Annotated in this window: 23 protein-coding genes; 12 read left to right on the top strand and 11 right to left on the bottom strand. The window is 72.2% G+C overall.

Going from position 1 to position 25,814, the window contains the following annotated elements:
• The first annotated feature begins 22 nt into the window (after positions 1 to 22).
• Entirely contained in the window at positions 23 to 1,708 is a 1,686-nt protein-coding gene (locus tag ACGFNV_RS09510; protein ID WP_393620822.1) for a hypothetical protein, read from the top strand.
• 96 nt (positions 1,709 to 1,804) lie between these two features.
• On the opposite strand, the gene ACGFNV_RS09505 is transcribed toward ACGFNV_RS09510, so the two are convergent.
• Positions 1,805 to 2,986 carry a hypothetical protein gene (locus ACGFNV_RS09505; protein WP_393620820.1) on the bottom strand — a complete coding sequence of 394 codons (1,182 nt, stop codon included), beginning with the start codon at positions 2,984 to 2,986 and terminating at the stop codon, positions 1,805 to 1,807.
• Positions 2,987 to 3,183: 197 nt separating this feature from the next.
• On the opposite strand from ACGFNV_RS09505, the gene ACGFNV_RS09500 reads away from it, so the two are divergent.
• From ACGFNV_RS09500 to ACGFNV_RS09490, 3 genes are all read left to right on the top strand, one after another.
• Positions 3,184 to 3,675, top strand: coding sequence for a hypothetical protein (locus ACGFNV_RS09500; protein WP_393620819.1), 492 nt, complete (start codon positions 3,184 to 3,186; stop codon positions 3,673 to 3,675).
• Positions 3,676 to 3,679: 4 nt separating this feature from the next.
• Positions 3,680 to 4,222: a DUF1707 domain-containing protein gene (locus ACGFNV_RS09495; RefSeq protein WP_393620818.1), complete on the top strand. Its 543-nt coding sequence runs from the start codon at positions 3,680 to 3,682 to the stop codon at positions 4,220 to 4,222.
• 116 nt (positions 4,223 to 4,338) lie between these two features.
• The gene (locus tag ACGFNV_RS09490; protein ID WP_393620816.1) at positions 4,339 to 5,559 is read left to right on the top strand and encodes an FG-GAP-like repeat-containing protein; all 1,221 of its coding nucleotides are present in this window, start codon (positions 4,339 to 4,341) and stop codon (positions 5,557 to 5,559) included.
• A gap of 103 nt (positions 5,560 to 5,662) precedes the next feature.
• Here ACGFNV_RS09490 and ACGFNV_RS09485 read toward each other — a convergent pair whose 3' ends face one another.
• From ACGFNV_RS09485 to ACGFNV_RS09475, 3 genes are all read right to left on the bottom strand, one after another.
• On the bottom strand, positions 5,663 to 7,297 hold the full coding sequence (locus tag ACGFNV_RS09485) for a phospho-sugar mutase (RefSeq protein ID WP_393620815.1): 1,635 nt from the start codon (positions 7,295 to 7,297) through the stop codon (positions 5,663 to 5,665).
• A gap of 140 nt (positions 7,298 to 7,437) precedes the next feature.
• Positions 7,438 to 8,262 (bottom strand): purine-nucleoside phosphorylase, encoded by an 825-nt coding sequence (locus tag ACGFNV_RS09480; protein ID WP_133927445.1) that lies wholly within the window; start codon positions 8,260 to 8,262, stop codon positions 7,438 to 7,440.
• A gap of 159 nt (positions 8,263 to 8,421) precedes the next feature.
• On the bottom strand, positions 8,422 to 8,859 hold the full coding sequence (locus tag ACGFNV_RS09475; RefSeq protein WP_393620813.1) for a gamma-glutamylcyclotransferase: 438 nt from the start codon (positions 8,857 to 8,859) through the stop codon (positions 8,422 to 8,424).
• A 178-nt stretch (positions 8,860 to 9,037) separates the two neighbouring features.
• Here ACGFNV_RS09475 and ACGFNV_RS09470 point away from each other — a divergent pair, with 178 nt between their 5' ends.
• Together ACGFNV_RS09470 and ACGFNV_RS09465 are read left to right on the top strand one after the other, a co-directional pair.
• On the top strand, positions 9,038 to 10,486 hold the full coding sequence (locus ACGFNV_RS09470; protein WP_133927443.1) for an NAD(P)H-quinone dehydrogenase: 1,449 nt from the start codon (positions 9,038 to 9,040) through the stop codon (positions 10,484 to 10,486).
• 167 nt (positions 10,487 to 10,653) lie between these two features.
• Entirely contained in the window at positions 10,654 to 11,607 is a 954-nt protein-coding gene (locus tag ACGFNV_RS09465) for a DeoR/GlpR family DNA-binding transcription regulator (protein ID WP_393620812.1), read from the top strand.
• 477 nt (positions 11,608 to 12,084) lie between these two features.
• Here ACGFNV_RS09465 and ACGFNV_RS09460 read toward each other — a convergent pair whose 3' ends face one another.
• The gene (locus ACGFNV_RS09460) at positions 12,085 to 13,857 is read right to left on the bottom strand and encodes an acetyl/propionyl/methylcrotonyl-CoA carboxylase subunit alpha (protein ID WP_393620810.1); all 1,773 of its coding nucleotides are present in this window, start codon (positions 13,855 to 13,857) and stop codon (positions 12,085 to 12,087) included.
• A gap of 388 nt (positions 13,858 to 14,245) precedes the next feature.
• On the opposite strand from ACGFNV_RS09460, the gene ACGFNV_RS09455 reads away from it, so the two are divergent.
• A complete protein-coding gene (locus tag ACGFNV_RS09455; RefSeq protein ID WP_393621475.1) occupies positions 14,246 to 14,725 on the top strand; it encodes a hypothetical protein in 480 nt (159 codons plus the stop codon).
• Here ACGFNV_RS09455 and ACGFNV_RS09450 read toward each other — a convergent pair whose 3' ends face one another.
• From ACGFNV_RS09450 to ACGFNV_RS09435, 4 genes are all read right to left on the bottom strand, one after another.
• Complete coding sequence (locus ACGFNV_RS09450) at positions 14,726 to 15,346, bottom strand: Maf family protein (RefSeq protein ID WP_393620809.1); 621 nt, start codon at positions 15,344 to 15,346, stop codon at positions 14,726 to 14,728. It abuts the gene before it with no gap.
• Positions 15,347 to 15,378: 32 nt separating this feature from the next.
• Positions 15,379 to 15,516, bottom strand: a complete 138-nt coding sequence (gene mmpB, locus ACGFNV_RS09445; RefSeq protein WP_133927437.1) for a morphogenic membrane protein MmpB — start codon at positions 15,514 to 15,516, stop codon at positions 15,379 to 15,381.
• A gap of 133 nt (positions 15,517 to 15,649) precedes the next feature.
• On the bottom strand, positions 15,650 to 15,859 hold the full coding sequence (locus tag ACGFNV_RS09440; protein ID WP_393620807.1) for an acyl-CoA carboxylase epsilon subunit: 210 nt from the start codon (positions 15,857 to 15,859) through the stop codon (positions 15,650 to 15,652).
• Positions 15,860 to 15,876: 17 nt separating this feature from the next.
• Entirely contained in the window at positions 15,877 to 17,499 is a 1,623-nt protein-coding gene (locus ACGFNV_RS09435) for an acyl-CoA carboxylase subunit beta (RefSeq protein WP_393620806.1), read from the bottom strand.
• Positions 17,500 to 17,609: 110 nt separating this feature from the next.
• Here ACGFNV_RS09435 and ACGFNV_RS09430 point away from each other — a divergent pair, with 110 nt between their 5' ends.
• Both ACGFNV_RS09430 and ACGFNV_RS09425 read left to right on the top strand, forming a co-directional pair.
• Entirely contained in the window at positions 17,610 to 18,476 is an 867-nt protein-coding gene (locus ACGFNV_RS09430; protein ID WP_393620804.1) for a biotin--[acetyl-CoA-carboxylase] ligase, read from the top strand.
• Positions 18,477 to 18,777: 301 nt separating this feature from the next.
• The gene (locus tag ACGFNV_RS09425; RefSeq protein ID WP_133927433.1) at positions 18,778 to 19,908 is read left to right on the top strand and encodes an adenylate/guanylate cyclase domain-containing protein; all 1,131 of its coding nucleotides are present in this window, start codon (positions 18,778 to 18,780) and stop codon (positions 19,906 to 19,908) included.
• Positions 19,909 to 19,929: 21 nt separating this feature from the next.
• On the opposite strand, the gene ACGFNV_RS09420 is transcribed toward ACGFNV_RS09425, so the two are convergent.
• Positions 19,930 to 20,745 (bottom strand): hypothetical protein, encoded by an 816-nt coding sequence (locus ACGFNV_RS09420; RefSeq protein WP_393620803.1) that lies wholly within the window; start codon positions 20,743 to 20,745, stop codon positions 19,930 to 19,932.
• Positions 20,746 to 20,978: 233 nt separating this feature from the next.
• Between ACGFNV_RS09420 and ACGFNV_RS09415 the strand changes: the two genes are divergently transcribed.
• The 3 genes from ACGFNV_RS09415 to hutH all read left to right on the top strand — a co-directional run bounded on the left by ACGFNV_RS09415 (position 20,979) and on the right by hutH (position 24,925).
• The gene (locus ACGFNV_RS09415) at positions 20,979 to 21,782 is read left to right on the top strand and encodes an enoyl-CoA hydratase/isomerase family protein (RefSeq protein WP_393620801.1); all 804 of its coding nucleotides are present in this window, start codon (positions 20,979 to 20,981) and stop codon (positions 21,780 to 21,782) included.
• 376 nt (positions 21,783 to 22,158) lie between these two features.
• The gene (locus tag ACGFNV_RS09410) at positions 22,159 to 23,301 is read left to right on the top strand and encodes a diguanylate cyclase domain-containing protein (RefSeq protein WP_393620800.1); all 1,143 of its coding nucleotides are present in this window, start codon (positions 22,159 to 22,161) and stop codon (positions 23,299 to 23,301) included.
• A gap of 85 nt (positions 23,302 to 23,386) precedes the next feature.
• Entirely contained in the window at positions 23,387 to 24,925 is a 1,539-nt protein-coding gene (gene hutH / locus ACGFNV_RS09405) for a histidine ammonia-lyase (protein ID WP_393621474.1), read from the top strand.
• Between the two features lie 57 nt (positions 24,926 to 24,982).
• Here the strand turns inward: hutH and ACGFNV_RS09400 are convergent, their stop codons facing one another.
• Complete coding sequence (locus ACGFNV_RS09400; protein ID WP_393620798.1) at positions 24,983 to 25,774, bottom strand: hypothetical protein; 792 nt, start codon at positions 25,772 to 25,774, stop codon at positions 24,983 to 24,985.
• Positions 25,775 to 25,814 lie beyond the last annotated feature (40 nt).

Below are 25,814 nucleotides of genomic sequence, written 5' to 3'. Positions count from 1 at the left end.
CGGCCGGACACGGAGAACAGACATGAGTACGGCCTCCGGGCGCCCCTTGCCGTTGCCGCCCTCCGCGATACCCGACGGCTGCCTGCCCTGGGACGCGGAGCAGGCACGCCGCTGGACGGAGGTGTTGCCGCCGCGCTGGGTGCCGGTGCGGGTGCGGACGTCGGCCGTGGTGGTGGTGCTGCTGCTCGCCGCCGGAGCGGCCGGGGCGCTGGCCTACGCCACCGAGCTGCCCGCATGGGTCGCCGCTGGCTGCGCGCTGCAGCTCGTCTGGCTGGTGGCGCGGCCCGAGGCCGTACGGGTCTCGGCGCCGGTGACCGTCGCCCTGGTTCTTCTGTACGGGGGTGCGCTGCCGTGGGCGGGGGCGCTGGGCCTCGTACTGGCGTCGGCACTGATCTGGGCGACCACCGAGTTGCGGCTGGCCGCGCGGAAGCGGCAGCGGGAGGCGGTGCGGGCGGCCACCGGGGGCGTGACGGCCGAACTGCCGGACGCGGGAGGCCCGCTGCGGCGGGGACAGCTCCTCCGCTGGCCGGGCGGGGTTCTCGCCGTCACCGGTGTCGTGCTGGTCGCCACCGCGGGGCTCTGGGACGGGGCCGAGGGCCGGCAGTCGGCTCCCGTCCTCGGCTGGTACGTCGTCGGTCTCGGCGTCACCGTCGTCCTTTCCAGCACCCTGGGACGCAGCCGCGCCGCGGCCCTGCGCCGGGCGCCCGCGCCCGTGCTGCGGGTGCTGGTGCGGGAGAACACCGACATCGACGCCGAGGTGTACGCGGCTGACGACACGGCGGCGCTACGGCCACTGTTCACCGTCGCGACCACGGAGGTGGACGAGGAAGAGGACGAGGACGAGGCCGGGGACTCCGACGAACCGGACGATCCCGAAGCCGACGAGAAGAAACTCGCCGAGATCCTCGACCGTCTCGACGACGACACACCGGGCCCCCTGCGCGAGGCCGTCCTGTACGGGCTTCCCTACGACGGCGCCGAGGTCCTGCTGGTCGCCGCCGCCGAGGAGCCGGACGAGCCGCCCGTGGTGGAGCGGTCGACGGGGCCGGTACGCCCCCTGTCCGACGGTTCCGTACGGCAGCGGATCGCCCACCAGAAGCAGACCGCCGCGAGCGCGGCACGGCAGGAGGAGCTGCGGTCGGTGGCCGCGGCCGCCGTCACCGCGGCGCCGAGCGGTGCGCGGCCCGAGTCCGTACGGCACTGGCGCGCCGGCTGGGCCGACCGGCTCTACGCCGCGCTGGGACTGTCGTGGTGCGTGGTCCTGGTCTGGGGCGAGACCGGTGTCTGGCGCTACGTCCTCGGCGTGTGCACCGGCGTCATGGCCGTGGTCATGCTGCCGAACCTCCTCGCCTGGCGGGTCACCGCCGACAGCACCGGCCTGTGGGTCAGTGGGCTGCGCCGGACCCAGCACGTCGCCTGGGACCACATCCGGGTCGTCCTGGCCAAGCGCGGCGAGCTGATGATCGACAGCCGGCGGACGTCCTTCGACGCGTGGACGGTGCCCTCGGCCCGCTGGCAGTGGCTGGAACGGAGGGCCGGCCTGCTTCATCCGCACGAGCGGACGGCCGCCGAGATCACGGCGATGTGGCGAGAGCCCTCGGCCCGCCCGACCGGCGAGACCGACGAGCGGCGGCGCGAGCGAACGCTGTGGCCGCTCGCGGTGGTGGTCGCGGTGGTGTGGACGGCGGCGCTGGTGCTGCTGCCGTAGGCGGGCCGCAGGCAGAGGCAGAGGCAGAGGCAGAGGCAGAGGCAGAGGCAGAGGCAGAGGCAGAGGCAGCGGTGGCAGAGGCAGACGGCGCTCCGCTCACGGTGCGCTCGGCCACACCAGTGCCATGTACGCGCCGCAGTACGCCGAGCCCGCCACGGCCGCCGTGAGGGCGAGCAGACGGTAGCGGCGGGAGGCGTGGGAGAGGTGCAGGGCGAGGGGGAGGAGCAGGGGGAAGGCGGGGAGGAGGAAGCGGGCGCGTGGGAAGTACACGCCGCCGCTGCCCAGCACGATCGCCAGCAGGACACCTGCGAACGCCAGCAGCGGAACCGGCTGCCGGTCCGCCACCGCGAGGCCGAACAGGACCACCGACGCGATCAGCGTCACGGTCACCACCACCAGGAACAGCTCGGGCGTCGAGTCGTACGCCAGCAGCTCCCGCATCCTGCGCAGGGTCTCCCGACCGCCGTCCCACTCGTTGTGCCACAACCGCTGTACGGCGAAGTACCCGTCCCAGCGGCCCAGCCTGAGCGCCACCCAGCCGACGTACGAGCACCAGCCGAGCGGCGCGAGAACGGCTGCCACGAGTGCCGTGGGCCGACCACGCAGGCGCAGCAGGGCGGTGACGGTGACCGCGGCCGCCACCGCGACACCGGTCGGCCGGGTCACCCCGGCCAGCGCGGCCAGGGCACCCGCCCACAGCCACCGGTCGACGAGGACGGCGTACAGCGCCCAGGCGGCGAGGGCCGTGAAGAGGGACTCCGTGTAGCCCATCCACTGCACCAGCCCGACCGGGAGCGAGGCCCACAGCACGGTGAGCAGCACACCGACGCGCCGCCCGTGCAGCCGGTCGCCGACGGCGAAGATCCCCCAGGCGGCCAGCAGCGAGGCAACGACGGCGAGGCACAGACCGACGGTGGCGCGGGAACCCGGGGTGACGGCCGCGACAGCCTTCACGAGGACCGGGTGCAGCGGAAAGAAGGCGAGGTTGTTGGCGTCGTACTCCGTACCCAGCGCGCGGGCGTACCCGTGATCGGCGATGCCGAGATACCAGTCGGCGTCCCACCGCGTCGCCAGGATCGGCCAGACCCCGTGATGCCTGCGGTGCGCCCACAGCGCGAGAACCAGCAGCCCGGCGGCGCGTACGCCGGTGTAGGCCATCAGCGCCGGGGCCGCGCGGCCGAGTTCCGTGACGGGCCGGACCGGTTCAGGAGTGCGAGGACGTCGCCGGGTGCCCGGCACGAGGCCGCTACGGGCGGTTTCGGGGGCGGTCGAGGACACGGCACGGTCTCCAGGACTCGGCGGACGAGTACCGGTCCACCGTTTCCCGGGGAGGGAGGCGGCGCGGGGAGCGGGCGTCGGCTGTCGCGACGAAATCACTCGATGGGGTGCGCGTCCGGGCCCACCAGGACGCGGATACCGGGGCCACAACAGTAATCGGCTGGTCAGAACGTCCCCGCCGCCTTCACGATGGCCGCATGGACCAGTTGCAGCACAGCGCTTGGCTCTACGTGGCGGAAGTACTCCCTGCCGAGGAACTCCCGATGCTCGCCGCGCACGCGCTCGTCGACGGCCACGATTCCCCCGCCCTGCGCGAGCTGGCCGGACTGCCGCGCCGAGGCGATGAGGCCGAGGTGCGCGAGCTGTACGTCCAGGCTCTGCACGAACTCGGCGTGTCCCTTCCGGACGAGGAGACAGCCGGCCGATGGCTCCTCGTAAAGCTCGCCTTCGGTCTCGTGGAAGGCGAGTTGAGTCCCGGGGACGTGGCTGACCGGCTGTCGATGACGGTGGCAGCCCGTACTCAGGAGGAGACACGGTTCCTCTCCGCCGCCGCGCACTACAGCGAATGGATGGCCCCCGAAGACCTCCCAGGGTGGGAACACGATCTACGAACCGCAGCGCACTCGTTGACCGCCTCCACCGACTTGGCTCGTCCCGCTGTGGTGCGCGGGAGGCGCTCGGTAGGGTGAGACGGTGCTCCCCTTGCCGGAAGACTCAGCGTCACTGGTCGGCGAAGAGGCCCGCGACACGGCCGTGCGGCGCCTGCAGGAGGCGTACGCCGAAGGGCTCATCTCGCACGAGGAGTTGGACGAACGCCTCGACCAGGTGCTCACCGCCGAGGCACAGGGCGAGCTCGTGTCGGCGCTGGCCTCACTCCCGGCGGAGCCCACGCACACCACGTCGACGATCGCTGCCGCCGGCGGACGGATCAAGCGGCGCGGCGCATGGCGGGTACCCCGGATCCTCAAGGTCGAGTCCGCATACGGAAGGGTGCGCCTGGATCTGTCCCGGGCGGTCATCGAGCACCCGGTCGTCGACATCGAGCTGCAACTCGGAACCGGAGCGGCCAGGATCACGGTGCCTCGCGACGCGGTCGTCGACGTCGAGGGTCTGCACACCGGGTGGAAGGACCTGCGTTACGAGCCCCCGCGGCGTCCCCGCCCCGGCGGGCCGACGATCCGAATCTCGGGGGCCATGGGATTCGGACGTCTGAAGATCCGCCACGCCCGGCGTTGAGGCTCCGTCCGGCACGGGGACCACACGACCGGCACCGACCAGTGATCGCGTCGGCGAGGTATCTTCCTTCAGCGGCACGTCGAGTGTTTCTCCGTGCCGCCTCAGGGAGGGAAGAAATGCGCATATCACTGCTCCGGCGCCTGGCCGCGTTGGCCACGACGCTGGGGCTCACCTCGCTCGGGCTCCTCGGTGCGGGCGCGGCGCCCGCCGAGGCCGCGATCGGCGACTGCCCGGCGGGCTATTTCTGTGCCTGGAAGTCGGGGGACGGCACGGGCACCATGTTCAAGACGAACACGAACAAGGCGACGCTGGGGACCTGGGACAACACGTTCCAGTCCGTCGTGAACCGCACGTCCAAATTCGCCTGCCTGCACGACGACGCGAACTACAGCAAGTCCGGCGGCGTCACCTCGTGGGCCCCCGACCCCGCGGGCACCGAGTGGGGCGGCTCGCACCGTACCGTCAGCTCCGTGAGCTTCGTCGCCACCGAGCGGGAGTGCTACTACCCGGCCTACCCGGAGTGGTACGCGACGACCGCGCCCCAGGCGGCGGGCTTCGGGGATCTGAACGCCGACCGCAAGGCCGACGTCCTCGTCCGGGACAAGGCGGGCCGGCTGTGGTTCCTGCGCGGCGACGGCACCGGGCAGCTGGTCGGCAACAGCGGCTGGAACGTCATGAACGCCCTCGTGCGGCACGGCGACTTCAGCGGTGACGGCCGCGAGGACGTGATCGCCCGCGAGGCGTCCACCGGGAAGCTGTGGCTGTACCCGGGCGCCGGCAACGGCAGCCTCGGTGCGCGCAAGCTCATCGGCAACGGCGGCTGGAACGCCATGAGCCGGATCGTCGCGTACGGCGACCTCTCCGGCGACGGCCGCTCGGACGTGCTGGCCGTCGAGAAGGCCACGGGCAAGCTCTGGCTGTACCCCGGCACCTCCACCGGCACCCTCGGTGCGCGCAAGCTCATCGGCAACAGCGGCTGGACCGGCATGAGCGCCCTGGTCGGGGCGGGCGACATGAACGGTGACGGCCGTGCGGACCTGATCGCCCGCCAGGCCTCCACCGGGCAGCTGTGGTTGTACCCGGGCAAGGCCGGGGCCCTCGGGTCCCGTGTGCTGATCGGCAACAGCGGCTGGAACGTCATGGAGACGTTCCTGGGCCTGGGCGATGTCTCCGGCGACGGCCGCGCCGACCTCGTCACCACCACCAAGAGCAGCTATGTCGGCGAGAGCTGCAGGGGCGTCGGCTGCCAGCTCGTGTACCAGGGCCGCGGCAGCGGCACGCTGGACCCGCGTGTGGAGACGGCCGGAGACTGGTTCGACCTGAACGGCTTCTTCTGACCGGTCCTGATTGGATTCTGACCATGTGAAAGGGCCTCCGCCTTCGGGCGGAGGCCCTTTCACATGGGGGCCGTCAACCCCCGTCGACAGCGCCCCGGCGTCCTCAGATGCCGGCCGCCGTCGACAGGTCCCGCTTGATGGTCGCCAGGAGTTCGGCCGCCTTGGTGCGGGCCGTCGGGAGGGCGGCCCGCGACTCGACCGGGACCACGACCTCCAGGTAGCACTTCAGCTTGGGCTCCGTGCCGCTGGGGCGGACGATGACGCGGGCGCCGGTGAGGGTGTAGCGGAGACCGTCGGTGGGCGGGAGCTGATCCGTGCCCCGGGTGAGGTCCTCCGCCTTGACGATCGGGAGGCCCGCGAGTTCCGTGGGCGGCTCCTCGCGCAGGCGGCGCATGGCGGCGCCGATGACCGACAGGTCCTGGACGCGCACCGAGAGCTGGTCCGTGGCGTGCAGGCCGTGTTCCACGGCGAGGTCGTCGAGGAGGTCGAGGAGCGTGCGGCCCCGCTCCTTGAGCTCGGACGCGAGTTCCGTGATGAGGAGCGCGGCGGTGATGCCGTCCTTGTCGCGTACGCCGTCGGGGTCGACGCAGTAGCCGAGGGCCTCCTCGTAGCCGTAGCGCAGGCCGTCGACGCGGGCGATCCACTTGAAGCCGGTGAGGGTCTCCTCGTACGGCAGACCGGCCTTCTCGGCGATCCGGCCGAGGAGGGAGGAGGAGACGATGGATTCCGCGAAGGTGCCCTGGGCGCCTCGGGCGACCAGGTGGGCGGCGAGGAGCGCGCCCACCTCGTCGCCGCGGAGCATGCGCCACTCGCCGGCGTCCTCGACGGCCACGGCGCAGCGGTCGGCGTCCGGGTCGTTGGCGATGATCAGGTCCGGGGCCGTCTCGCGGGCCTTCGCGAAGGCGAGGTCCATCGCGCCGGGCTCTTCCGGGTTGGGGAAGGAGACGGTCGGGAAGTCCGGGTCGGGCTCGGCCTGCTCGGCGACGAGGACCGGCTCCGGGAAACCCGCGCGGGCGAACGCGGCGAGGAGGACGTCCTTGCCGACGCCGTGCATCGCCGTGTAGACGGTGCGGGCGGTACGGGGGGAGCCGTCGGCCAGTACGGCGTCCGTACGGGCGAGGTAGGCGTCGAGGACGGAGTCGTCGAGGATCTCCCAGCCCGAGTCGGGCCGCGGGACGTCGTGCAGGCTGCCGATCGCGTCGATCTCGGCGGCGATCTCCGCGTCGGCGGGCGGGACGATCTGGGAGCCGTCGCCGAGGTAGACCTTGTAGCCGTTGTCGCGGGGCGGGTTGTGGCTGGCGGTGACCTCGACGCCGGCGGCCGCGCCCAGGTGCCTGATGGCGTAGGCGAGGACGGGCGTGGGGAGGGGGCGCGGGAGGACCGCGGCGCGCAGGCCCGCGCCCGTCATGACCGCGGCGGTGTCGCGGGCGAAGTCGGCGGACTTGTGGCGGGCGTCGTAGCCGACGACGACGAGACCGTCCGTACGGCCCTGCTGCTTGAGGTACGCGGCGAGGCCGGCGGCGGCGCGGATCACGACCGAGCGGTTCATCCGCAGGGGGCCGGCGCCGAGTTCACCGCGCAGACCCGCCGTGCCGAACTGGAGCGTGCCGGCGAAGCGGGCGGCGAGTTCGGTGTGGGCGCCGGTGTCGATGAGCTCGGCGAGTTCCGTGCGGGTGTCGTCGTCGGGATCCTCGGCGAGCCATGCCTTCGCCCTGGCGATCAGGTCGTCGTCGTGCACGTCGGAGTCAACCTCTCCTCGTCTTGTGGTCCAGGTACCTGGGGGCGGCGCCCCCAGACCCCCGCTTCGGCCCGAAAGGCCTCGTCCTCAAGCGCCGGACGGGCTGCTTGTTCCTGGCCGGCGTCCCTGAGGTACCGGTCCTACAGTCGGCCCAGCACCTGCGCCAGCAGGCTGCCCATCCGGGTCGCCGAGTCGCGGCCCGCCTGGAGGACCTCCTCGTGGTTGAGGGGCTCGCCGGTCATGCCGGCGGCGAGGTTGGTCACGAGGGAGATACCCAGCACCTCGGCGCCCGCCTCACGGGCCGCGATGGCCTCCAGCACCGTGGACATGCCGACGAGGTCCGCCCCGATGGTGCGGGCCATGCGGATCTCGGCCGGCGTCTCGTAGTGCGGGCCGGGGAACTGGGCGTAGACGCCCTCCTCCAGGGTCGCGTCGACCTCCTTGCACAGGGCGCGCAGCCGGGGCGAGTACAGGTCGGTCAGGTCCACGAAGTTCGCGCCGACGATCGGGGACGTGGCGGTCAGGTTGATGTGGTCGCTGATCAGGACGGGCTGGCCGGGGCGCATGCCCTCGCGCAGGCCGCCGCAGCCGTTGGTCAGGACGATCGTCTTGCAGCCGGCCGCCACCGCGGTCCGCACGCCGTGCGCGACGGCGGCGACGCCGCGACCCTCGTAGTAGTGGGTGCGGCCCAGGAAGACCAGGGCCCGCTTGTCGCCCGTCCGGTACGAGCGGATCTTGCCGCCGTGCCCCTCCACCGCCGGCGGGGGGAAGCCGGGCAGCTCGGTGACCTGGAGTTCGGCGTCGGGCGCGCCGAGGGCGTCCACGGCCGGCGCCCAGCCGGAGCCCATCACGAGGGCGACGTCGTGGGTCTCGGCGCCGGTCAGTTCGCGCAGGCGCGCGGCCGCGGCGTCGGCGGCCGCGTGGGGGTCGCCCTGGATGTCGTCCGGAAGAAGAGATGCGTTCACGCGACGAGCCTAGCCGCTCCCGGCCTACGCGCGTAGATGACGGAGGCAACGGGATGGCGATCGTTGCCTTGTCGTTTCCAACCAGGCCGGTCCGGCCCGCCCGGCTCCACCGGTCCTGCCGTTCCCACCGGTCCAACCTGCGGCTTCCGTGGACCGCGGTCAGCAGGGGCGCTTGCGCAGCTCCATCACGTAATCGTGTGGCGCGCCCGCCGACTCCGCCGCGTCCGCGACCTCGCCGAGGTAACGGGCCGAGGGGAGTCCGCCCTCGTAGGCGTTCAGGACGTACAACCAGGCCGACTCCTGGCCGTCGAGGGTGTGGACGCGTACCCGCATACGGCGGTAGATGTCGAGGCCCACGCCCTCCCAGCGGTCCAGCGACTCCTCGTCCATCTCGGCGATGTCGTAGAGCGCGACGAAGACCTGCCCTATGGGGTCCTCGACGATCGTCGCCAGCGCGCCCTCCCAGCCCAGCTGCTCACCGCCGAAGGTCAGCCGCCAGCCGTTCAGCCAGCCGGTGGCGCGCAGCGGCGAGTGCGGGGCGCGGCGCGTCATCAGTCGGGCGTCGAGATTGCCGGCGTACGCGGCGTAGAGCGACATGCGTCGAGAGTACGGCAGCGGCTCGCCGACCTCGCTCGCAACAGCGGGCTCGGCCGCTTCTCCACACCGGCGCAGGCGTCTCCGTCCCTCCTGTGGCGTCCAGCAGCTTCCGTCTCTCCCGTAACAGTGGTGTCTCGGGGCGCCCCCGCAGCAGTCACCGCGGGGGGCGTGCGGGACAATGGGGTACGTGACTCGGATCGTGATCATCGGTGGCGGACCCGGCGGATACGAAGCGGCCCTGGTGGCCGCGCAGCTCGGCGCGGAGGTGACCGTCGTCGACTGCGACGGCCTGGGCGGCGCGTCGGTGCTCACCGACTGCGTGCCGTCCAAGACCCTCATCGCCACGGCCGAGGTGATGACCACCTTCGACTCCTCCTACGAGGAGCTGGGAATCATCGTCGCCGACGACACGCCGCCGATGGAGCAGGCCGCCCGGGTCGTCGGGGTCGACCTCGACAAGGTCAACCGGCGTGTCAAGCGGCTCGCGCTCGCGCAGTCCCACGACATCACCGCCTCCGTCACCCGCGCGGGCGCCCGGGTCCTGCGCGGCCGCGGCCGGCTGGAGGGCATGCAGGCCCTCGACGGCTCGCGGAAGGTCGTCGTCACCGCCGCCGACGGCACCGAGGAGACGCTCACCGCCGACGCCGTGCTCATCGCCACCGGTGGTCACCCGCGCGAGCTGCCCGACGCCCAGCCCGACGGCGAGCGCATCCTGAACTGGACCCAGGTCTACGACCTCACCGAGCTGCCCGAGGAGCTCATCGTGGTCGGCTCGGGTGTCACCGGTGCCGAGTTCGCCGGCGCGTACCAGGCGCTGGGCTCCAAGGTCACCCTCGTCTCCTCCCGCGACCGTGTGCTGCCCGGCGAGGACCCGGACGCCGCGGCCGTCCTCGAGGACGTCTTCCGCCGCCGCGGCATGAACGTCATGGCCCGCTCCCGCGCCCAGTCCGCCAAGCGCGTCGGCGACCGTGTCGAGGTCACCCTCGCCGACGGACGGGTCATCAGCGGCTCGCACTGCCTGATGGCCGTGGGCGCCATCCCCAACAGCGCCGGGCTCGGCCTGGAGGAGGCCGGGGTCCGGGTGCGCGAGTCCGGGCACATCTGGACCGACAAGGTCTCCAGGACGACGGCTCCGGGTGTCTACGCGGCCGGTGACGTGACCGGGGTCTTCGCGCTCGCGTCCGTCGCCGCCATGCAGGGCCGTATCGCCATGTACCACTTCCTCGGCGACGCGGTGGCCCCGCTGAACCTCAAAACGGTCTCCTCCAACGTCTTCACCGACCCCGAGATCGCCACCGTCGGCTACTCGCAGGCCGACGTCGACGGCGGGAAGATCGACGCCCGGGTCGTCAAGCTGCCGCTGCTGCGCAACCCGCGCGCGAAGATGCAGGGCATCCGGGACGGCTTCGTGAAGATCTTCTGCCGCCCGGGTACGGGGATCGTCGTCGGCGGTGTGGTCGTGGCGCCGCGCGCCTCGGAACTGATCCACCCCATCTCGATCGCCGTCGACAACAATCTGACGGTCGAACAGATCGCGAACGCGTTCACCGTGTACCCCTCTCTTTCGGGGTCGATCGCGGAGGTGGCGCGGCAGTTGCACACGCGCAAGGCGGGCGACGAGATCTGACGGCCGGATCCGACTCTCCGCTGGTCACGGGGAGTTGTGGCCCATGCGGACGGCATAGGAGACAGGAGTTGGCTCCTATACCACCTCCCGCCTCTGTGTGCGAACAACTTCTGCTATTCGGCGCAAACTGCTGAAAGCAGACGGTCGCTGGGGTTACTGTCAGTTTCGTGTTCGCTGCTGAACGTCGCCAATTGATCCTCGAAATGGTGCGAGCGAACGGGGCCGTGTCGCTCCGTGAGCTCGCCCGCGTCGTCCAGACCTCCGAAGTGACCGTACGGCGGGACGTGCGGGCACTGGAGGCAGAAGGACTCCTCGACCGCCGGCATGGCGGTGCGGTATTGCCGGGCGGTTTCACGCGGGAGTCCGGCTTTCCGCAAAAATCCCATCTCGCGACCGCCGAGAAGACGGCCATCGCCGACCTCGCCGCCAACTTCGTGGAGGAGGGCGAGGCCATCGTGGTCGGGGCGGGTACGACCACCCAGGAACTGGCCCGCAGGCTCGCCCGCGTGCCCGGTCTGACCGTCGTCACCAACTCGCTGCTGGTGGCGCAGGCGCTGGCCCACGCCAACCGGGTCGAGGTCGTCATGACCGGGGGCACCCTGCGCGGCTCCAATTACGCGCTGGTGGGTTCCGGTGCCGAGCAGTCCCTCCAGGGGCTGCGGGTCTCCCGGGCCTTCCTCTCCGGGAGCGGGCTGACCGCCGAGCGGGGTCTGTCCACGTCCAACATGCTGTCGGCGTCCGTCGACCGTGCGCTCGTCCAGGCCGCCGCGGAGGTCGTGGTCCTGGCGGACCACACCAAGCTGGGCACGGACACCATGTTCCAGACGGTCCCCACCGACCTGATCACCCGCCTGGTCACCGACGAGCCTCCCGCCCATGACGACCGGGCGGCCACGGAGTTGCAGGCCCTCGCGGACCAGGGGGTCCAGATCGCCGTCGCCGGCACGTCCGGAGGCCCGGGAAACACGGGCGCCGAGCCGGCCCCGCCCCGCTCCCGCCGTGACGTCCCCCTCCCGTCCCCCCGCCGCGGCCAACTCCCCGGCGCGGGCCTCCGCGCCGCCGCATCCCTCGGCGACCAGCCCACCGACCGCCACCGCGTCGCGGACCTCCGCCGCCGGTGAGCTCTCCGGGGGAGCGCCGAACCACCTGCCCGGGTGGGCGTCAACCGGACTGCTGACGTCAGGCCGAGTCGGCCGACGGGCAACCGGGGCCGCACCCGGCAACCGGGTCGCACCCGTCAACCGGGTCGGTCGACAGCGCCTGAGCCGCACCCGCGAGCGCGCGGCCGAGGCGGACCGGGGTGTCGTGGCGTACGGCCCACGGCTGTCCGGGGCAGGCCGACGGCGGTTCGGGTGGGCCTGAGAGCACCCCGCCGCCGTGCCGCCGTCGCCGGGCGGCTGTGCGCAGCAGTGGCGGCGCAGGGTCCCTCCCCCCGGGGCCACACGCAACGCCGGGGTGGGTCTGTGTCAGGGGCCCGAGGCAGTCTCCTGAGCTCAGGGAAGGCCCGGCTGTCTCGCCTCCGGGTCGCGTAGAACGCAACGACGAAGCGCCCGGTGCCCCTGACATCAGGGGCACCGGGCGCTTCGCAGGCGTGCGGGTCAGTCCTTGATTTCGCAGATCGCCGCGCCGGAGGTGATCGACGCGCCGACGTCCGCGCTCAGGCCCTTGATGGTGCCGGACTTGTGGGCGTTGAGCGGCTGCTCCATCTTCATCGCTTCGAGGACGACGACGAGGTCGCCCTCCTTGACCTCCTGGCCTTCCTCGACGGCGACCTTGACGATGGTGCCCTGCATCGGGGAGGCGAGGGTGTCGCCGGAGGCGACGGGGCCGGACTTCTTGGCCGCGCGGCGCTTGGGCTTGGCGCCGGCCGCGAGGCCCGTGCGGGCGAGGGTCATGCCCAGGGAGGCCGGAAGGGAGACCTCCAGGCGCTTGCCGCCGACCTCGACGACGACCGTCTCACGGCCCGACTCCTCGTCCGCCTCGGCGTCGGCCGGCGCGGCGAAGGGCTTGATCTCGTTGACGAACTCGGTCTCGATCCAGCGGGTGTGGACCGTGAACGGGTCGGTGGAGCCGGTGAGCTCCGGGGCGAACGCCGGGTCCCTGACCACCGCGCGGTGGAACGGGATGGCCGTCGCCATGCCCTCGACCTGGAACTCCTCCAGGGCGCGGGCGGCGCGCTGCAGGGCCTGCTCCCGGGTGGCGCCGGTGACGATCAGCTTGGCCAGCAGGGAGTCCCACGCCGGGCCGATGACCGAGCCGGACTCCACACCGGCGTCCAGGCGGACACCCGGGCCGGCGGGCGGGTCGAACCTGGTGACCGTGCCGGGGGCGGGCAGGAAGTTGCGGCCCGGGTCCTCGCCGTTGATGCGGAACTCGAACGAATGACCGCGCAGCGGCGGGTCGTCGTAACCGAGCTCCTCACCGTCGGCGATGCGGAACATCTCCCGCACCAGGTCGATACCGGCGACCTCCTCGGTGACCGGGTGCTCCACCTGCAGACGGGTGTTGACCTCAAGGAAGGAGATCGTGCCGTCGTTGCCGACGAGGAACTCCACCGTGCCGGCGCCGACGTAGCCGGCCTCCTTCAGGATGGCCTTGGAGGAGGAGTACAGCTCGGCGACCTGCTCGTCGGACAGGAACGGCGCGGGCGCCTCCTCGACCAGCTTCTGGTGGCGGCGCTGGAGCGAGCAGTCGCGGGTGGAGACCACGACCACGTTGCCGTGGGTGTCGGCCAGGCACTGCGTCTCGACGTGGCGCGGCTTGTCCAGGTAGCGCTCCACGAAGCACTCACCGCGCCCGAAGGCCGCGACGGCCTCACGGACGGCCGAGTCGTACAGCTCCGGGACCTCTTCCAGCGTCCGGGCCACCTTCAGGCCGCGACCGCCACCGCCGAAGGCCGCCTTGATGGCGATCGGCAGGCCGTGCTCCTCGGCGAAGGCCACGACCTCCTCCGCGCCCGAGACGGGGTCCGGCGTGCCCGCGACGAGCGGAGCGCCCGCCCGCTGGGCGATGTGGCGGGCCGCCACCTTGTCGCCCAGGTCACGGATGGCCTGCGGCGGCGGGCCGATCCAGACCAGCCCGGCGTCCAGGACCGCCTGCGCGAACTCCGCGTTCTCCGACAGGAAGCCGTAGCCCGGATGGATGGCGTCCGCGCCGGACTCACGCGCGGCGTTCAGCACCTTCTCGATGTCCAAGTAGCTGGTGCCCGGCGTGTCACCGCCCAGGGCGAACGCCTCATCCGCTGCGCGGACATGCAGAGCGTCCCGGTCGGGGTCGGCGTAGACGGCCACGCTCGCGATGCCGGCATCCCGGCAGGCCCGGGCCACGCGGACAGCGATTTCGCCACGGTTGGCGATGAGCACCTTGCGCACGATGAGGCTCCCTCCTTGAAACAAGCAGAGTTTAGGGACAGCCGACACGGCACTTCGACCCGTCCCCTGTGGTGAGCTTGCCCACACGGAGCGTGATACGAGGCTCGCTCGACCCGCGAAAGCCCATGTCGCACCTCGGTACGCAGGACTCCTCCCGGAAACCCTAGCCCTCTCATGTGGTCAAGGTCTCTGTGAATGCGTGCTGCGGGCCACTCGGTTTCTTTGTGGAGTCCCTACGAATGGCCCAACGATTCTTTGCCCGCCGCCGAACCCTTGTCCCGCGGTTTACCCGTTAGTAGCGTTCACGATGTCTCGAACGTACGTGAGGTAACGGCAGGTCGCTCTAACAACGCTCGAATGGCTCTACAGCTCGGAAGTGGGTGGACCGGTGGTGCGCAGGCCGGTGGCGTGGGTGGTGGCGGTCGTACTTTTCGCCGAGGCGTTCGGCGTGGCGGCGGTGAACTGGTTCCTCGGAGTGGTCGTCGACCGGCAGGACATGTCGCTGGCCGGCCTCGATCCGGACGTGATGTCCACGTCGTCGAAGATCGGCGGGATCGTCTTCGGGCTGTACTTCGCCTTCTGCGGCCTGGTGGCCCTCCTGGTCGCCCTGCGCAACCGCCCCCCGGCAGGCTTCGGCCGCATCCTCCTGATCAGCGCGGCCGTGGTGCACGGCCTTCTCGGCGCGTTCGCGTGGGGTCTGCTCGGCTGGGTCCAGTTCCTGTTCATGATGGTCGTACTGGCGCTCATCGTGCTGCTGCTGATGACGTACGACCGCCTGCCCCGGACCGCCGCCGACGAGGCGCCCGAGGACGCCCCGGGCGACGGCGGCTCCCCGCTCACGCCCCCGCCGGCGCCCAGCGCGTCCTGATCAGCTCTCCCGGGGCGTCCACAGCTCGGTGATGCCCACGCCCAGTTCCGCCAGCAGCCGCCGCACCAGGGGCAGGCTGATGCCGATCACGTTGCCGTGGTCGCCGTCGATGCCGTTGATGAACGGGGCCGAGCGTCCGTCGAGGGTGAAGGCTCCGGCAACGTAGAGGGGTTCGCCCGAGGCGACGTACGCGGCGATCTCCTCGTCCGTCGGCTCGCCGAAGTGGACGACGGTGGAGGCGGTGGCGGAGGTGTGCCGTCCGCTCGCGGTGTCCCAGACGCAGTGCCCCGTCTGGAGCGTTCCGGCGCGTCCGCGCATCGACTTCCACCTGGCCGTCGCCTCCTCGGCGTCGGCCGGCTTGCCGAGGGCCTGGCCGTCCAGGTCGAGCACCGAGTCGCAGCCGATCACCAGGGCACCCTTGACCTCGGGCCTCGCGGCGACGACGGAGGCCTTCGCCTCGGCGAGGGCGAGGGCCAGTTCGGCCGGGGTGGGGGCGGTGACCGCGTCCTCGTCGACGCCGCTCACGATCACCTCGGGGGCGAGGCCGGCCTGGCGCAGCAGACCGAGCCGGGCGGGTGACTGGGAGGCGAGGACGAGTCGGCGGCGCGGCTGATCTGTCATGCGGTCAGCGTATCCGGGTCGCCCGGCCGGGCTCATCTCACGCCGCTCACACCGATGACGATCATCGCGACCACCATCGCCAGCGCCATGAGAAGCCCCAGCCGCCGCAACATCTCCTGCGTGTCACGCAGTTCCTTGGGCGGCTCGTTCTCGGGGTCGGACCACAGCATGCCACCAGCGTGGGGCTTGGCCGTCGGGGGCGCCTGAGTAGGGGTACTCAAATTGGCGCCCTCTGTTGTTCTTCTGTGCGCGGTTCCCCGCGCCCCTGAGGTATTCCGGCCGGCCCGGTGCTTTCGAGTACTCCTAGCCGGGCCAGTACGTGCGGGCCCAGGACGCCTGGCCCGGTTGGGGCAGGCGGTGGGCTGCGATTCTGGACGGGTCGGACCATGCGGCCCTCGGGGGCTCCGCGCCGGGCGGTGTGGCTGCCGCCGCCGCGGCGCGGGCGCGGACCACCGCCAGGGCGGCGGCCAGCTCCTCGGGGGTCGGATTGCCCCGTACGACCTTGATCGTCACAGCGTCTCCTTACCGGGCTAGAGGGGGATGTTGCCGTGCTTCTTCGGAGGCAGGGATTCCCGCTTCGTACGCAGCTGACGCAGCCCGCGTACGACGTGGTGGCGGGTGTCGGACGGCATGATCACCGCGTCGATGTAGCCGCGCTCGGCCGCGACGTAGGGGTTGAGCAGGGTGTCCTCGTACTCCCGGATGAGCCGGGCCCGGACCGCCTCGATGTCCTCGCCGCTCGCCTCCGCCTCGGCGATGGTGCGGCGGTGCAGGATGTTGACCGCGCCCTGGGCGCCCATGACGGCGATCTGCGCGGTGGGCCAGGCCAGGTTGAGGTCGGCGCCGAGGTGCTTGGAGCCCATGACGTCGTAGGCGCCGCCGAACGCCTTGCGTGTGATCACGGTGATCAGCGGGACGGTGGCCTCGGCGTAGGCGTAGATCAGCTTGGCGCCGCGGCGGATGATGCCGTCGTGCTCCTGGTCGACGCCGGGCAGGAAGCCGGGGACGTCGACGAAGGTGATGACCGGGACGTTGAACGCGTCGCAGGTGCGCACGAACCGTGCGGCCTTCTCGCTCGCCTGGATGTCGAGGCAGCCGGCGAACTGCATCGGCTGGTTGGCGACGATGCCGACGGGCTGGCCCTCGACCCGGCCGAAGCCGGTGAGGATGTTGGGCGCGAACAGCGGCTGCGTCTCGAAGAACTCGGCGTCGTCCAGGATGTGCTCGATCACCGTGTGCATGTCGTACGGCTGGTTCGCGCTGTCCGGGACCAGCGTGTCCAGCTCGCGGTCCTCGTCGGTGAGGGAGAGGTCCGCCTCCTCCGGGAAGACCGGGGCCTCGGAGAGGTTGTTCGACGGCAGGTACGACAGCAGCTGCTTGACGTACTCGATGGCGTCCTTCTCGTCCCCGGCCATGTGGTGCGCCACGCCCGAGGCGGAGTTGTGGGTGCGCGCGCCGCCCAGCTCCTCGAAGCCGACGTCCTCGCCGGTGACCGTCTTGATGACGTCCGGGCCGGTGATGAACATGTGCGAGGTCTGGTCGACCATGATCGTGAAGTCGGTGATGGCCGGGGAGTAGACCGCGCCACCGGCGCACGGGCCGACGACCAGGCTGATCTGCGGGATGACCCCGGAGGCGTGGGTGTTGCGGCGGAAGATCTCGCCGTACGCGCCCAGCGAGGCCACGCCCTCCTGGATGCGGGCACCGCCGGAGTCGTTGATGCCGATGACCGGGCAGCCGGTCTTCAGCGCGAAGTCCATCACCTTGACGATCTTCTGCCCGTAGACCTCGCCGAGGGCACCGCCGAAGACCGTGAAGTCCTGGGAGAACACGGCGACCGGACGGCCGTCCACGGTCCCGTACCCGGTCACGACACCGTCCCCGTACGGGCGGTTCTTGTCGAGGCCGAAGTTGGTGGAGCGGTGCCGGGCGAACTCGTCGAGTTCCACGAACGAGCCCTCGTCGAGCAGCAGCTCGATGCGCTCACGGGCCGTCAACTTGCCCTTGGCGTGCTGCTTCTCGACGGCGCGTGCGGAGCCGGCGTGCGTCGCTTCCTCGATGCGGCGCTGGAGATCCGCGAGCTTGCCCGCGGTCGTGTGGATGTCGATCCCTTGGGGCTCTTGGGTCTCGTGACGCTCTTCCGGCTCGGACATCGGGATGTGGCTCCCTGCCTGCTCAAAAGGGGGGACGGTTACTCATCCGTAGAGTAGTGGGGGGCTTGTCAATCGGCAGTGCGGCGTTTGCCACACCTAGGGTGGCTTGCATGACGCCGCAAGATGCTTCAGACGACAACAGCAGCCGTTGGTCCGACCTGGACCGTCCGCCCCTCAACGCCGCGGCACTGCGGCGCGGGCTGGTGCGGGAGGGAGGCCTGTGGTCGGAGGTGGAGGTGGTGCGACGCACCGGCTCCACCAACGCCGACCTGGTCGCCCTCGCCGACCAGGGCAAGGCCGCGGAGGGCGCGGTGCTCGTCGCCGAGGAGCAGACGGCGGGGCGGGGCCGGCTGGATCGGCAGTGGACCGCACCCCCGCGTTCCGGCCTCTTCTTCTCCGTGTTCCTCCGGCCCACCGAGGTTCCGGTGGCCCGCTGGGGCTGGCTGCCCCTCCTCACCGGAGTCGCCGTCGCCACGGGGTTGTCACGGGCGGCGGGCGTCGACACCTCACTCAAATGGCCTAACGACCTGCTGGTGAATGTCGGGAGTGAGGAACGCAAGGCCGGCGGAATCCTCGCCGAGCGCGCCGGCGACGACGGCGTCGTCATCGGCGTCGGCATCAACGTCACCCTCCGCGCCGAGGAACTGCCCGTGCCGCAGGCGGGGTCACTGCTCCTCGCCGGGGCGGCGAACACGGACCGGGACCCGCTGCTGCGCGCGGTCCTGCGGTCCCTGGAGGACTGGTACGGGCGGTGGCGGGCGGCCGCGGGTGATCCGGCGGCAAGCGGGCTTCAGGACACGTATGCGGCGGGGTGTTCGACCCTCGGGAGGGTCGTACGGGCGGAGCTGCCCGGTGAGCGGGCGCTGGTCGGGGAAGCGGTGGCCCTGGACGGCGACGGGAGGCTTGTGATCGCCACGGAGGAGGGGGTCCAGGAGCCGGTGGGGGCGGGGGACATCGTGCACCTTCGGCCGGCGTGAGGGTTGCCGGTGCCCGGTGCCCGGTGCCCGGTGCTTGCGGTGTGCCGCTTTCCCTGCGCGTGGCGGCGCCGGTCCAGGCAATCTCAGCCCGTCCGGCGCTTGAGGACGAGGCCCGTTCAGGGCCGAAGCGGGGGTCTGGGGGCGGCAGCCCCCAGGGGCGGGTGCGCAAAACGCCGGGTGCCCCGACAAAAGCGGCGGGGCCGTTCCTTCGGCTGGACCTAACGGAGTGAGCTGGCGCACACCTGCCGTAGAGTTGAGGCCGGTCGATACCTGACCGTGGCAGATCGGAAGGGCAGCAGGCGTGACCGTCGACGACACGGGCTCCGGCATGGGTCAGAACCCAGCGCCCGACGGCACCGAGAGCACCGAGAACGACGAGGACCCCCTCGCGCTCCGCCTCGAACAGCTCATCCTGGGTGCGGAGCGGCGCTACACCCCTTTCCAGGCGGCCCGCAGCGCCGGCGTCTCCGTGGAGCTGGCCACCCGCTTCTGGCGTGCCATGGGCTTCGCCGACATCGGCCAGGCCAAGGCCCTCACCGAGGCCGACGTACTCGCCCTGCGCCGCCTCTCCGGCCTCGTCGAGGCGGGGCTGCTCAGTGAGGCGATGGCCGTGCAGGTGGCGCGGTCGACCGGGCAGACCACCGCGCGTCTGGCGGAGTGGCAGATCGATTCCTTCCTGGAGGGTCTGACCGAGCCGCCCGAGCCCGGCATGACCCGTACCGAGGTCACGTATCCGATCGTCGAGCTGCTGCTGCCGGAGCTGGAGGAGTTCCTCGTCTACGTCTGGCGCCGGCAGCTCGCCGCCTCGGCCGGCCGGGTCGTGCAGGCCGCCGACGACGAGGAGATGGTCGACCGGCGCCTGGCCGTCGGCTTCGCCGACCTCGTCGGGTTCACGCGGCTGACCCGCCGTATGGAGGAGGAGGAGCTCGGCGAACTCGTCGAGGCGTTCGAGACGACAGCCGCCGACCTGGTCGCCGCGCACGGCGGACGGCTCATCAAGACGCTCGGCGACGAGGTGCTGTACGCCGCCGACGACTCCGGGATCGCCGCCGAGATCGGGCTGCGGCTCATCGAGACGATGGCCAACGACGAGACGATGCCGGAGCTCCGCGTCGGCATGGCGTTCGGCACGGTGACCACCCGGATGGGTGATGTCTTCGGAACGACGGTGAACCTCGCCTCACGGTTGACGTCGATAGCTCCACGCGACGCCGTCCTCGTCGACAGCGCCTTCGCCGAGGAGCTGATGCGTACGGGGGAGGCGCCGGCCTCGGAGGCCGCTGCCGCGGAGGAGGCGGCCGCCGCCGAGAAGGAGGGCGAGGAGCCGCCGACGTACCGCTTCGCGCTCCAGCCGACCTGGCAGCGGCCGGTCCGTGGGCTCGGTGTGGTCGAGCCCTGGCTGCTGCGGCGCAGGCCCGGCGGGGGCGCGTAGCCCGGACGCCCGCGCCCTCGCTCAGTGGAGGGTGGCCTTCAGCGGGTTCAGGCACAGGCCGATGACCGGGACGCAGACGTCGCCGCTGCTCGGCCCCTCCGGCTCGCTCGGCTGTTGTGCGGCGGGCGGGTCGGGGTCGGCGGTCCGGGGCGGTGCGGGCGAGGAGTGCGCCGGGGGCGCGGGCTGCGGGGCGGAGGCCGTCGGCTGAGGGGTCGTGGCGGGTGCGGGTGCGACGGCCGGTCCGGCGGGCGATGGGAAACCTCCGTACGTTCCGTATGTTCCCTCTGTTCCATGCGACCCATGCGCCCCTTGCGACCCACGAGGCCCTTCTGACCCTTGCGACCCGTGTGTGCCGTGCGTGCCGTACGGAGTGGGTGCCTGGCTCGCCGTCGAGGGCGGTGCGGCGTCGCTTCCGCCCATCGCGGAGGCCGCGGAGGCACTCGCCCGGGGAGCGGCCGGGAGGGTGGCGGCCGCGTTGGCCGACCGGTCGGTGTCGGTTTCCGCCGCCGTGTCGGTGTCCGGGTCCGGGCGGGGATCCGCTTCCGTCGTGCCGAGGCCGACGACGCCCGGGTCGGGTGTGACGCGTACGAGGCCCAGTACGCCGGCGGCGAGGGCGAGGCCGCCGATGGCGAGGAGGGCCTTGCGGGGGCGGGGGCGGCGGTGGCGACCTCGGACACGGGGTCCCCACGGCCGCTGGTCGCCCTGGGTGTCCTGGCCCTCCTGGCCCTCCTGGCCCTCCTGGCCCTCCTGGCCCTCCTGGCCCTCCTGGCCCTCCTGGCCCTCCAGGCCGGCCAGGCCGCCCAGGATGCGCCTGTCGCGCTCCTTGGTGTGCGTCATCGTGATCCCTCCCCGAGGCGCTTGTGCCCCCGTGCGCCGTCGCGGAGCGCACGTTATGCGTTTCTGTGGGGGGTGAGGCGGGAGATGGGCGAGATGTCACTCGAACGGGTTGTCGGGCGGCGACGGCGGAACCGGCGGCGGGGCCTGTGGGGTGCCGCTCTTTCCCCGGCGGGGTCGGGCTGCGATGATCGGGCGAGTCGAAGTTGTTAACCGTCGTTAACCGGGAGGGTGTCATGAGTGAGGAGCGGTTCGGGGAGTTCGTCCTGGTGCGGCGGCACGGGGACGGCGGGCACGTGGCGGAGCTCGCCCTCGACCGGCCCAAGGCCATGAACGCCGTCTCCAGCGAGATGGCCCGGTCCATCGCCGGGGCGTGTGCGGCGCTGGGGGAGGACCGGGACGTACGGGTCGTCGTGCTGACGTCGACGCATGAGCGGGCATTCTGCGTCGGGGCGGATCTGAAGGAGCGCAACTCGTTCAGCGACGCCGAGCTGGTGCGACAGCGGCTGGTGGCGCGGGGGGCGTACACCGGGGTGCTGGAGATTCCCGTCCCCACGGTCGCGGCGGTGCACGGGTTCGCGCTGGGCGGGGGGTTCGAGCTGGCGCTGGCGTGCGACGTGATCGTGGCCGACCGTACGGCGGTGGTGGGGTTGCCCGAGGTGTCCGTGGGCGTCATTCCCGGTGGGGGTGGTACGCAGCTGCTGCCTCGGCGGGTCGGGGCGGCCCGGGCGGCGGAGCTGATCTTCACCGCGCGACGGGTGGAGGCGGGGGAGGCGCGTGAGCTGGGGCTCGTGGACGTGCTGGTGGAGGAGGGGCGGGACCGGGAGGAGGCGCTGGCCATGGCGTCCCGGATCGGGGGGAACTCGCCCGTGGGGTTGCGGGCGGCGAAGCGGGCGTTGCGGCTGGGGCAGGGGTTGGATCTGCGGGCCGGGCTGGAGGTCGAGGACTCGGCGTGGCGGGCGGTGGCGTTCTCGGGGGACCGGGCGGAGGGGGTGGCGGCGTTCAACGAGAAGCGGAAGCCGGTGTGGCCGGGGGAGTAGGTGGGCCTGTGCTTTGTCGGTGGGCCGGCGTCGATGCGGGGTTCGGCTGGGCCTGTGCTTGTCGGCGGGCCGGCGTCGGTGCGGGGCGGGGGTCGGTCGCGCGGCCCGGCGCCGGCGGGGTGCCGCTTTCTGTGGTTCGGGAGCCGCCCCTGCGGCACGACTCCCCGCAGCTACGCAGGCGCCGGTTCAGGCAATCTCAGCCCGTCCGGCGCTTGAGGACGAGGCCCGTTCAGGGCCGAAGCGGGGGGCTGGGGGCGGCCGCCCCCAGGAGGGGCACCCGGGGGCGGCTGCCACGGGCGCCCGGAGCCGACCTCGTCTCGCCCCGTGCGGCCGCATCGGCGTCCCCTTTCGGCTGGAATATCCCTAGCCTGGAGTGATGGGTGAGGACAGACGGCTCGCGGCGGTGGTGGCCTTGGCGCAGGGGATGGCCGCTGCGCACAGTCCGCGGGAGTCGTGGCGGGCCGCGGCGCTCGGGGCGTGCAGGGCGCTCGCCGGGAGCTTCGCCGCGCTGTCGGTGTGGGAGCGGGAGCTGGGGCGGCTGCGGGTTCTGGTGAACGTGGGGGACCGGGCCTCGGGGGAGGAGGAGTTCCCCGAGGCGGAGGCCTATCCCGTGCACCAGTTCCCTGAGATCACCGAGTTCCTGCACGAGCGCTGGGCCGGCGGCGGTGAGCCGAACGCGTGGGTCGAGACCGCGGACGGGCCCGCCGCGGGCCAGCCCGGCTACTGCCACCAGCGCGTGGCAGCTCTGCGCCGCCGGGGCCGCGGCTCCTGTGTCGTCGCCCCGATCGTCCTGCACGGCCGCGCCTGGGGCGAGCTGTATGTCGCCCGCTCCACCGGCACTCCCGTCTTCGACCGTGCCGACGCCGACTTCGCCACCGTCCTCGGCTCCGTCGTCGCCGCCGGGCTCGCGCAGACCGAGCGGTTGGAGGAGGCCCGCCGCCTGGCCTTCACCGATGCGCTCACCGGTCTCGCCAACCGCCGTGCCGTCGACGTACGCCTGGACGAGGCGCTGGAACACCACCGCGGGCAGGGCGCTGTCGTCAGCCTCGTGGTGTGTGACCTGAACGGGCTCAAGCGCGTCAACGACACCCGGGGGCACGCCGTGGGCGACCGGCTCCTGGAGCGGTTCGGGTCCGTGCTGTCCCTGTGCGGGGCGATGCTGCCGGGCGCGCTCGCGGCCCGTCTCGGCGGTGACGAGTTCTGTCTGCTCGCGGTCGGCCCGCCCGCCGACGACGTGGTGAAGGTGGCCGAGGAACTCTGTCGGCGCGCCGCCGAGTTGGAGCTGGGCGACGGCGTGGCGTGCGGTGTCGCCTCCACCGAGGACCCCATCGGGGTGGTGCACGACGCCCGCCGGCTCTTCCGGCTCGCCGACGCGGCGCAGTACCGGGCGAAGGCCGTACGGGCGGACAGGCCGGTCGTCGCCGGCCGGGCGGGCCCCGACGACCCCGTCGTACGCCTCGCCGACGAGCCGTCCCCGGAGCCCGGCGCCGAGCGCCGCCGCTTCCGGGGGCGCCGATGAGGCGGGTACCGCGTGAGGTAAGGGGCGAACCGGCCACCCACTGGTGACATCTTCGAATTCACTGCGTACGCTCCTGAATATGGATATGCACACTGTGGTGGTGGGGACGTCCGGCGTGACCGCGTCCGACGTGCTCGCGGTGGCGCGCGGCGGCGCCCGGGTCGAGCTTGCCGGGGAGGCGGTGGAGGCCCTCGCGGCGGCCCGCGCGATCGTGGACCGGCTGGCGGCCAAGCCGGACCCCGTCTACGGCGTGAGCACCGGCTTCGGCGCGCTGGCGACCCGGCACATCAGCCCGGAGCTGCGCGCTCAGCTCCAGCGCAACATCGTCCGCTCGCACGCCGCCGGCATGGGCCCCCGGGTGGAGCGGGAGGTCGTCCGGGCGCTGATGTTCCTGCGGCTGAAGACCGTCTGCTCCGGGCACACCGGTGTCCGTCCCGAGGTCGCGCAGACCATGGCCGACCTGCTCAACGCGGGCATCACCCCGGTCGTGCACGAGTACGGCTCCCTCGGCTGCTCCGGCGACCTGGCCCCGCTGTCCCACTGCGCCCTCGCGCTGATGGGGGAGGGGGACGCCGAGGGCCCGGACGGCGTCGTACGGCCCGCCGGGGAACTCCTCGCCGAGCACGGCATCGCCCCCGTGGAACTGCGCGAGAAGGAGGGCCTCGCCCTCCTCAACGGCACCGACGGCATGCTCGGCATGCTGGTCATGGCCCTCGCCGACCTGGAGACGCTGTACAAGTCCGCCGACGTCACCGCGGCCCTCAGCCTGGAAGCCCTCCTGGGCACCGACAAGGTCCTCGCGCCCGAGCTGCACGCCATCCGCCCGCACCCGGGCCAGGGCGCCGCCGCCGCCAACATGCTGGCCGTCCTGAAGGGTTCCCAGCTCACCGGTCACCACCAGGACGACGCCCCGCGCGTCCAGGACGCCTACTCCGTGCGGTGCGCCCCGCAGGTCGCCGGTGCCGGACGCGACACCCTCGCGCACGCCCGCCTGGTCGCCGAGCGCGAGCTGGCGTCGGCCGTCGACAACCCCGTGGTCCTGCCCGACGGTCGGGTGGAGTCCAACGGGAACTTCCACGGGGCCCCGGTGGCCTACGTCCTCGACTTCCTCGCCATCGCCGCCGCCGACCTCGCCTCCATCGCCGAGCGGCGCACCGACCGGCTGCTGGACAAGAACCGCAGCCACGGTCTGCCGCCGTTCCTCGCGGACGACGCCGGCGTGGACTCCGGGCTGATGATCGCCCAGTACACGCAGGCCGCGCTGGTGAGCGAGATGAAGCGGCTGGCCGTACCGGCGTCCGCGGACTCGATCCCGTCCTCGGCGATGCAGGAGGACCACGTCTCGATGGGCTGGTCCGCGGCCCGCAAGCTGCGCACCGCCGTGGACAACCTCACGCGTGTGCTCGCCATCGAGCTGTACGCCGCCACCCGCGCCGTCGAGCTGCGCGAGGGCCTCGCCCCGGCACCGGCCACCCGCGCCGTCGTCGACGGCGTCCGCGCGGCGGGCGTCCAGGGGCCCGGGCCCGACCGGTTCCTCGCCCCCGACCTCGCGGCGGCGGACGTCTTCGTGCGCGAGGGGCGCCTGGTCGCGACGGTGGAGACGGTCACCGGACCGCTCCAGTAACTCCGGTGGACGCAGCGGGGCCCCGCCGTCGAGCACGACAGCGGGGCCCCGGGTACGTCACTTCAGCTTGGCCGCCTGGCCCTGGACCACGGCCGTCGGGATCTCGGCCGCCTTGCCGGTCTCGAGGTTCGCGAAGTTCACCGTGTAGTACGTCGAGACGGTGTTGCCGACGCGCACCACCTCGGTGTTGAAGGTGGCCGTGCCCTGGCCGTCCATGTCGGAGCCCACGGAGAACGCCACCGACTCGTCACCGGCGCCGGAGGCCTTCCCCTCGGCGACCTTGGTGATCTTCTGCTTCTCGCCCTGGGCGGCGATGCCGAAGCCGCCGGAGCAGGCCTTGACGCCGTCGGAGACGGCCTTGAGGGCCTTCTCGGCGCCGTCGCCGTCGTAGGAGGAGAGCCCCACGAAGGTCATGTTGACCTTGAAGGCGTTCTCGATGTCGTCCTCGCTGATGTCCCCCGGGGACTTGGAGGCCGCGCCCGAGGCCTTGTCCTCGGTGACGGTGTTGCTCGCGTTCGCCTCCGTCTCGCCGGGCGCCAGGCCGGACATGGCGTACGCGAGCGGCGCGCACTCGGCCTTGTCGGCCTTCACCTCGCTCTTCGACTTCGGCAGGGTGTCATCGGCCGCGGCGACCTTGTAGCCCTTGACGTCGCCCTGGGCGAGGAGCAGCTTCTCCAACTCGGCCGTGGTACGCGCCTTCGCGGCCGGGGCCGACGACGAGGAGGTACCCGCGGAGTCCTTGTCCTTGGCGTCGTCCGACCCCTCGTCGGAACAGCCGGTGAGGAGGGTGAGCGACAGTGCGCCCAGTGCAGCCGTGGCGCACAGCCGCGCCCCCGATGATCTCTTCATGGGCGGACTATGAGCCGCCGGTCAAGGGCACGTCAAGTAA

The sequence above is a fragment of the Streptomyces sp. NPDC048751 genome (assembly GCF_043198595.1).
Classification (GTDB): Bacteria; Actinomycetota; Actinomycetes; order Streptomycetales; family Streptomycetaceae; genus Streptomyces.
This window is presented reverse-complemented; position numbering and strand designations above follow the sequence as displayed.

Bases quoted from the DNA above. Each gene is read 5' to 3' on its own strand.
- ACGFNV_RS09510 (WP_393620822.1), top strand. From the start codon at position 23: ATGAGTACGGCCTCCGGGCGCCCCTTGCCGTTGCCGCCCTCCGCGATA.
- ACGFNV_RS09500 (WP_393620819.1), top strand. From the start codon at position 3,184: ATGGACCAGTTGCAGCACAGCGCTTGGCTCTACGTGGCGGAAGTACTC.
- ACGFNV_RS09490 (WP_393620816.1), top strand. From the start codon at position 4,339: ATGCGCATATCACTGCTCCGGCGCCTGGCCGCGTTGGCCACGACGCTG.
- ACGFNV_RS09475 (WP_393620813.1), bottom strand. From the start codon at position 8,859: ATGTCGCTCTACGCCGCGTACGCCGGCAATCTCGACGCCCGACTGATG.
- ACGFNV_RS09470 (WP_133927443.1), top strand. From the start codon at position 9,038: ATGGGGTACGTGACTCGGATCGTGATCATCGGTGGCGGACCCGGCGGA.
- ACGFNV_RS09450 (WP_393620809.1), bottom strand. From the start codon at position 15,346: ATGACAGATCAGCCGCGCCGCCGACTCGTCCTCGCCTCCCAGTCACCC.
- mmpB (WP_133927437.1), bottom strand. From the start codon at position 15,516: ATGCTGTGGTCCGACCCCGAGAACGAGCCGCCCAAGGAACTGCGTGAC.
- ACGFNV_RS09435 (WP_393620806.1), bottom strand. From the start codon at position 17,499: ATGTCCGAGCCGGAAGAGCGTCACGAGACCCAAGAGCCCCAAGGGATC.
- ACGFNV_RS09430 (WP_393620804.1), top strand. From the start codon at position 17,610: ATGACGCCGCAAGATGCTTCAGACGACAACAGCAGCCGTTGGTCCGAC.
- ACGFNV_RS09420 (WP_393620803.1), bottom strand. From the start codon at position 20,745: ATGACGCACACCAAGGAGCGCGACAGGCGCATCCTGGGCGGCCTGGCC.
- ACGFNV_RS09415 (WP_393620801.1), top strand. From the start codon at position 20,979: ATGAGTGAGGAGCGGTTCGGGGAGTTCGTCCTGGTGCGGCGGCACGGG.
- ACGFNV_RS09410 (WP_393620800.1), top strand. From the start codon at position 22,159: ATGGGTGAGGACAGACGGCTCGCGGCGGTGGTGGCCTTGGCGCAGGGG.
- hutH (WP_393621474.1), top strand. From the start codon at position 23,387: ATGCACACTGTGGTGGTGGGGACGTCCGGCGTGACCGCGTCCGACGTG.
- ACGFNV_RS09400 (WP_393620798.1), bottom strand. From the start codon at position 25,774: ATGAAGAGATCATCGGGGGCGCGGCTGTGCGCCACGGCTGCACTGGGC.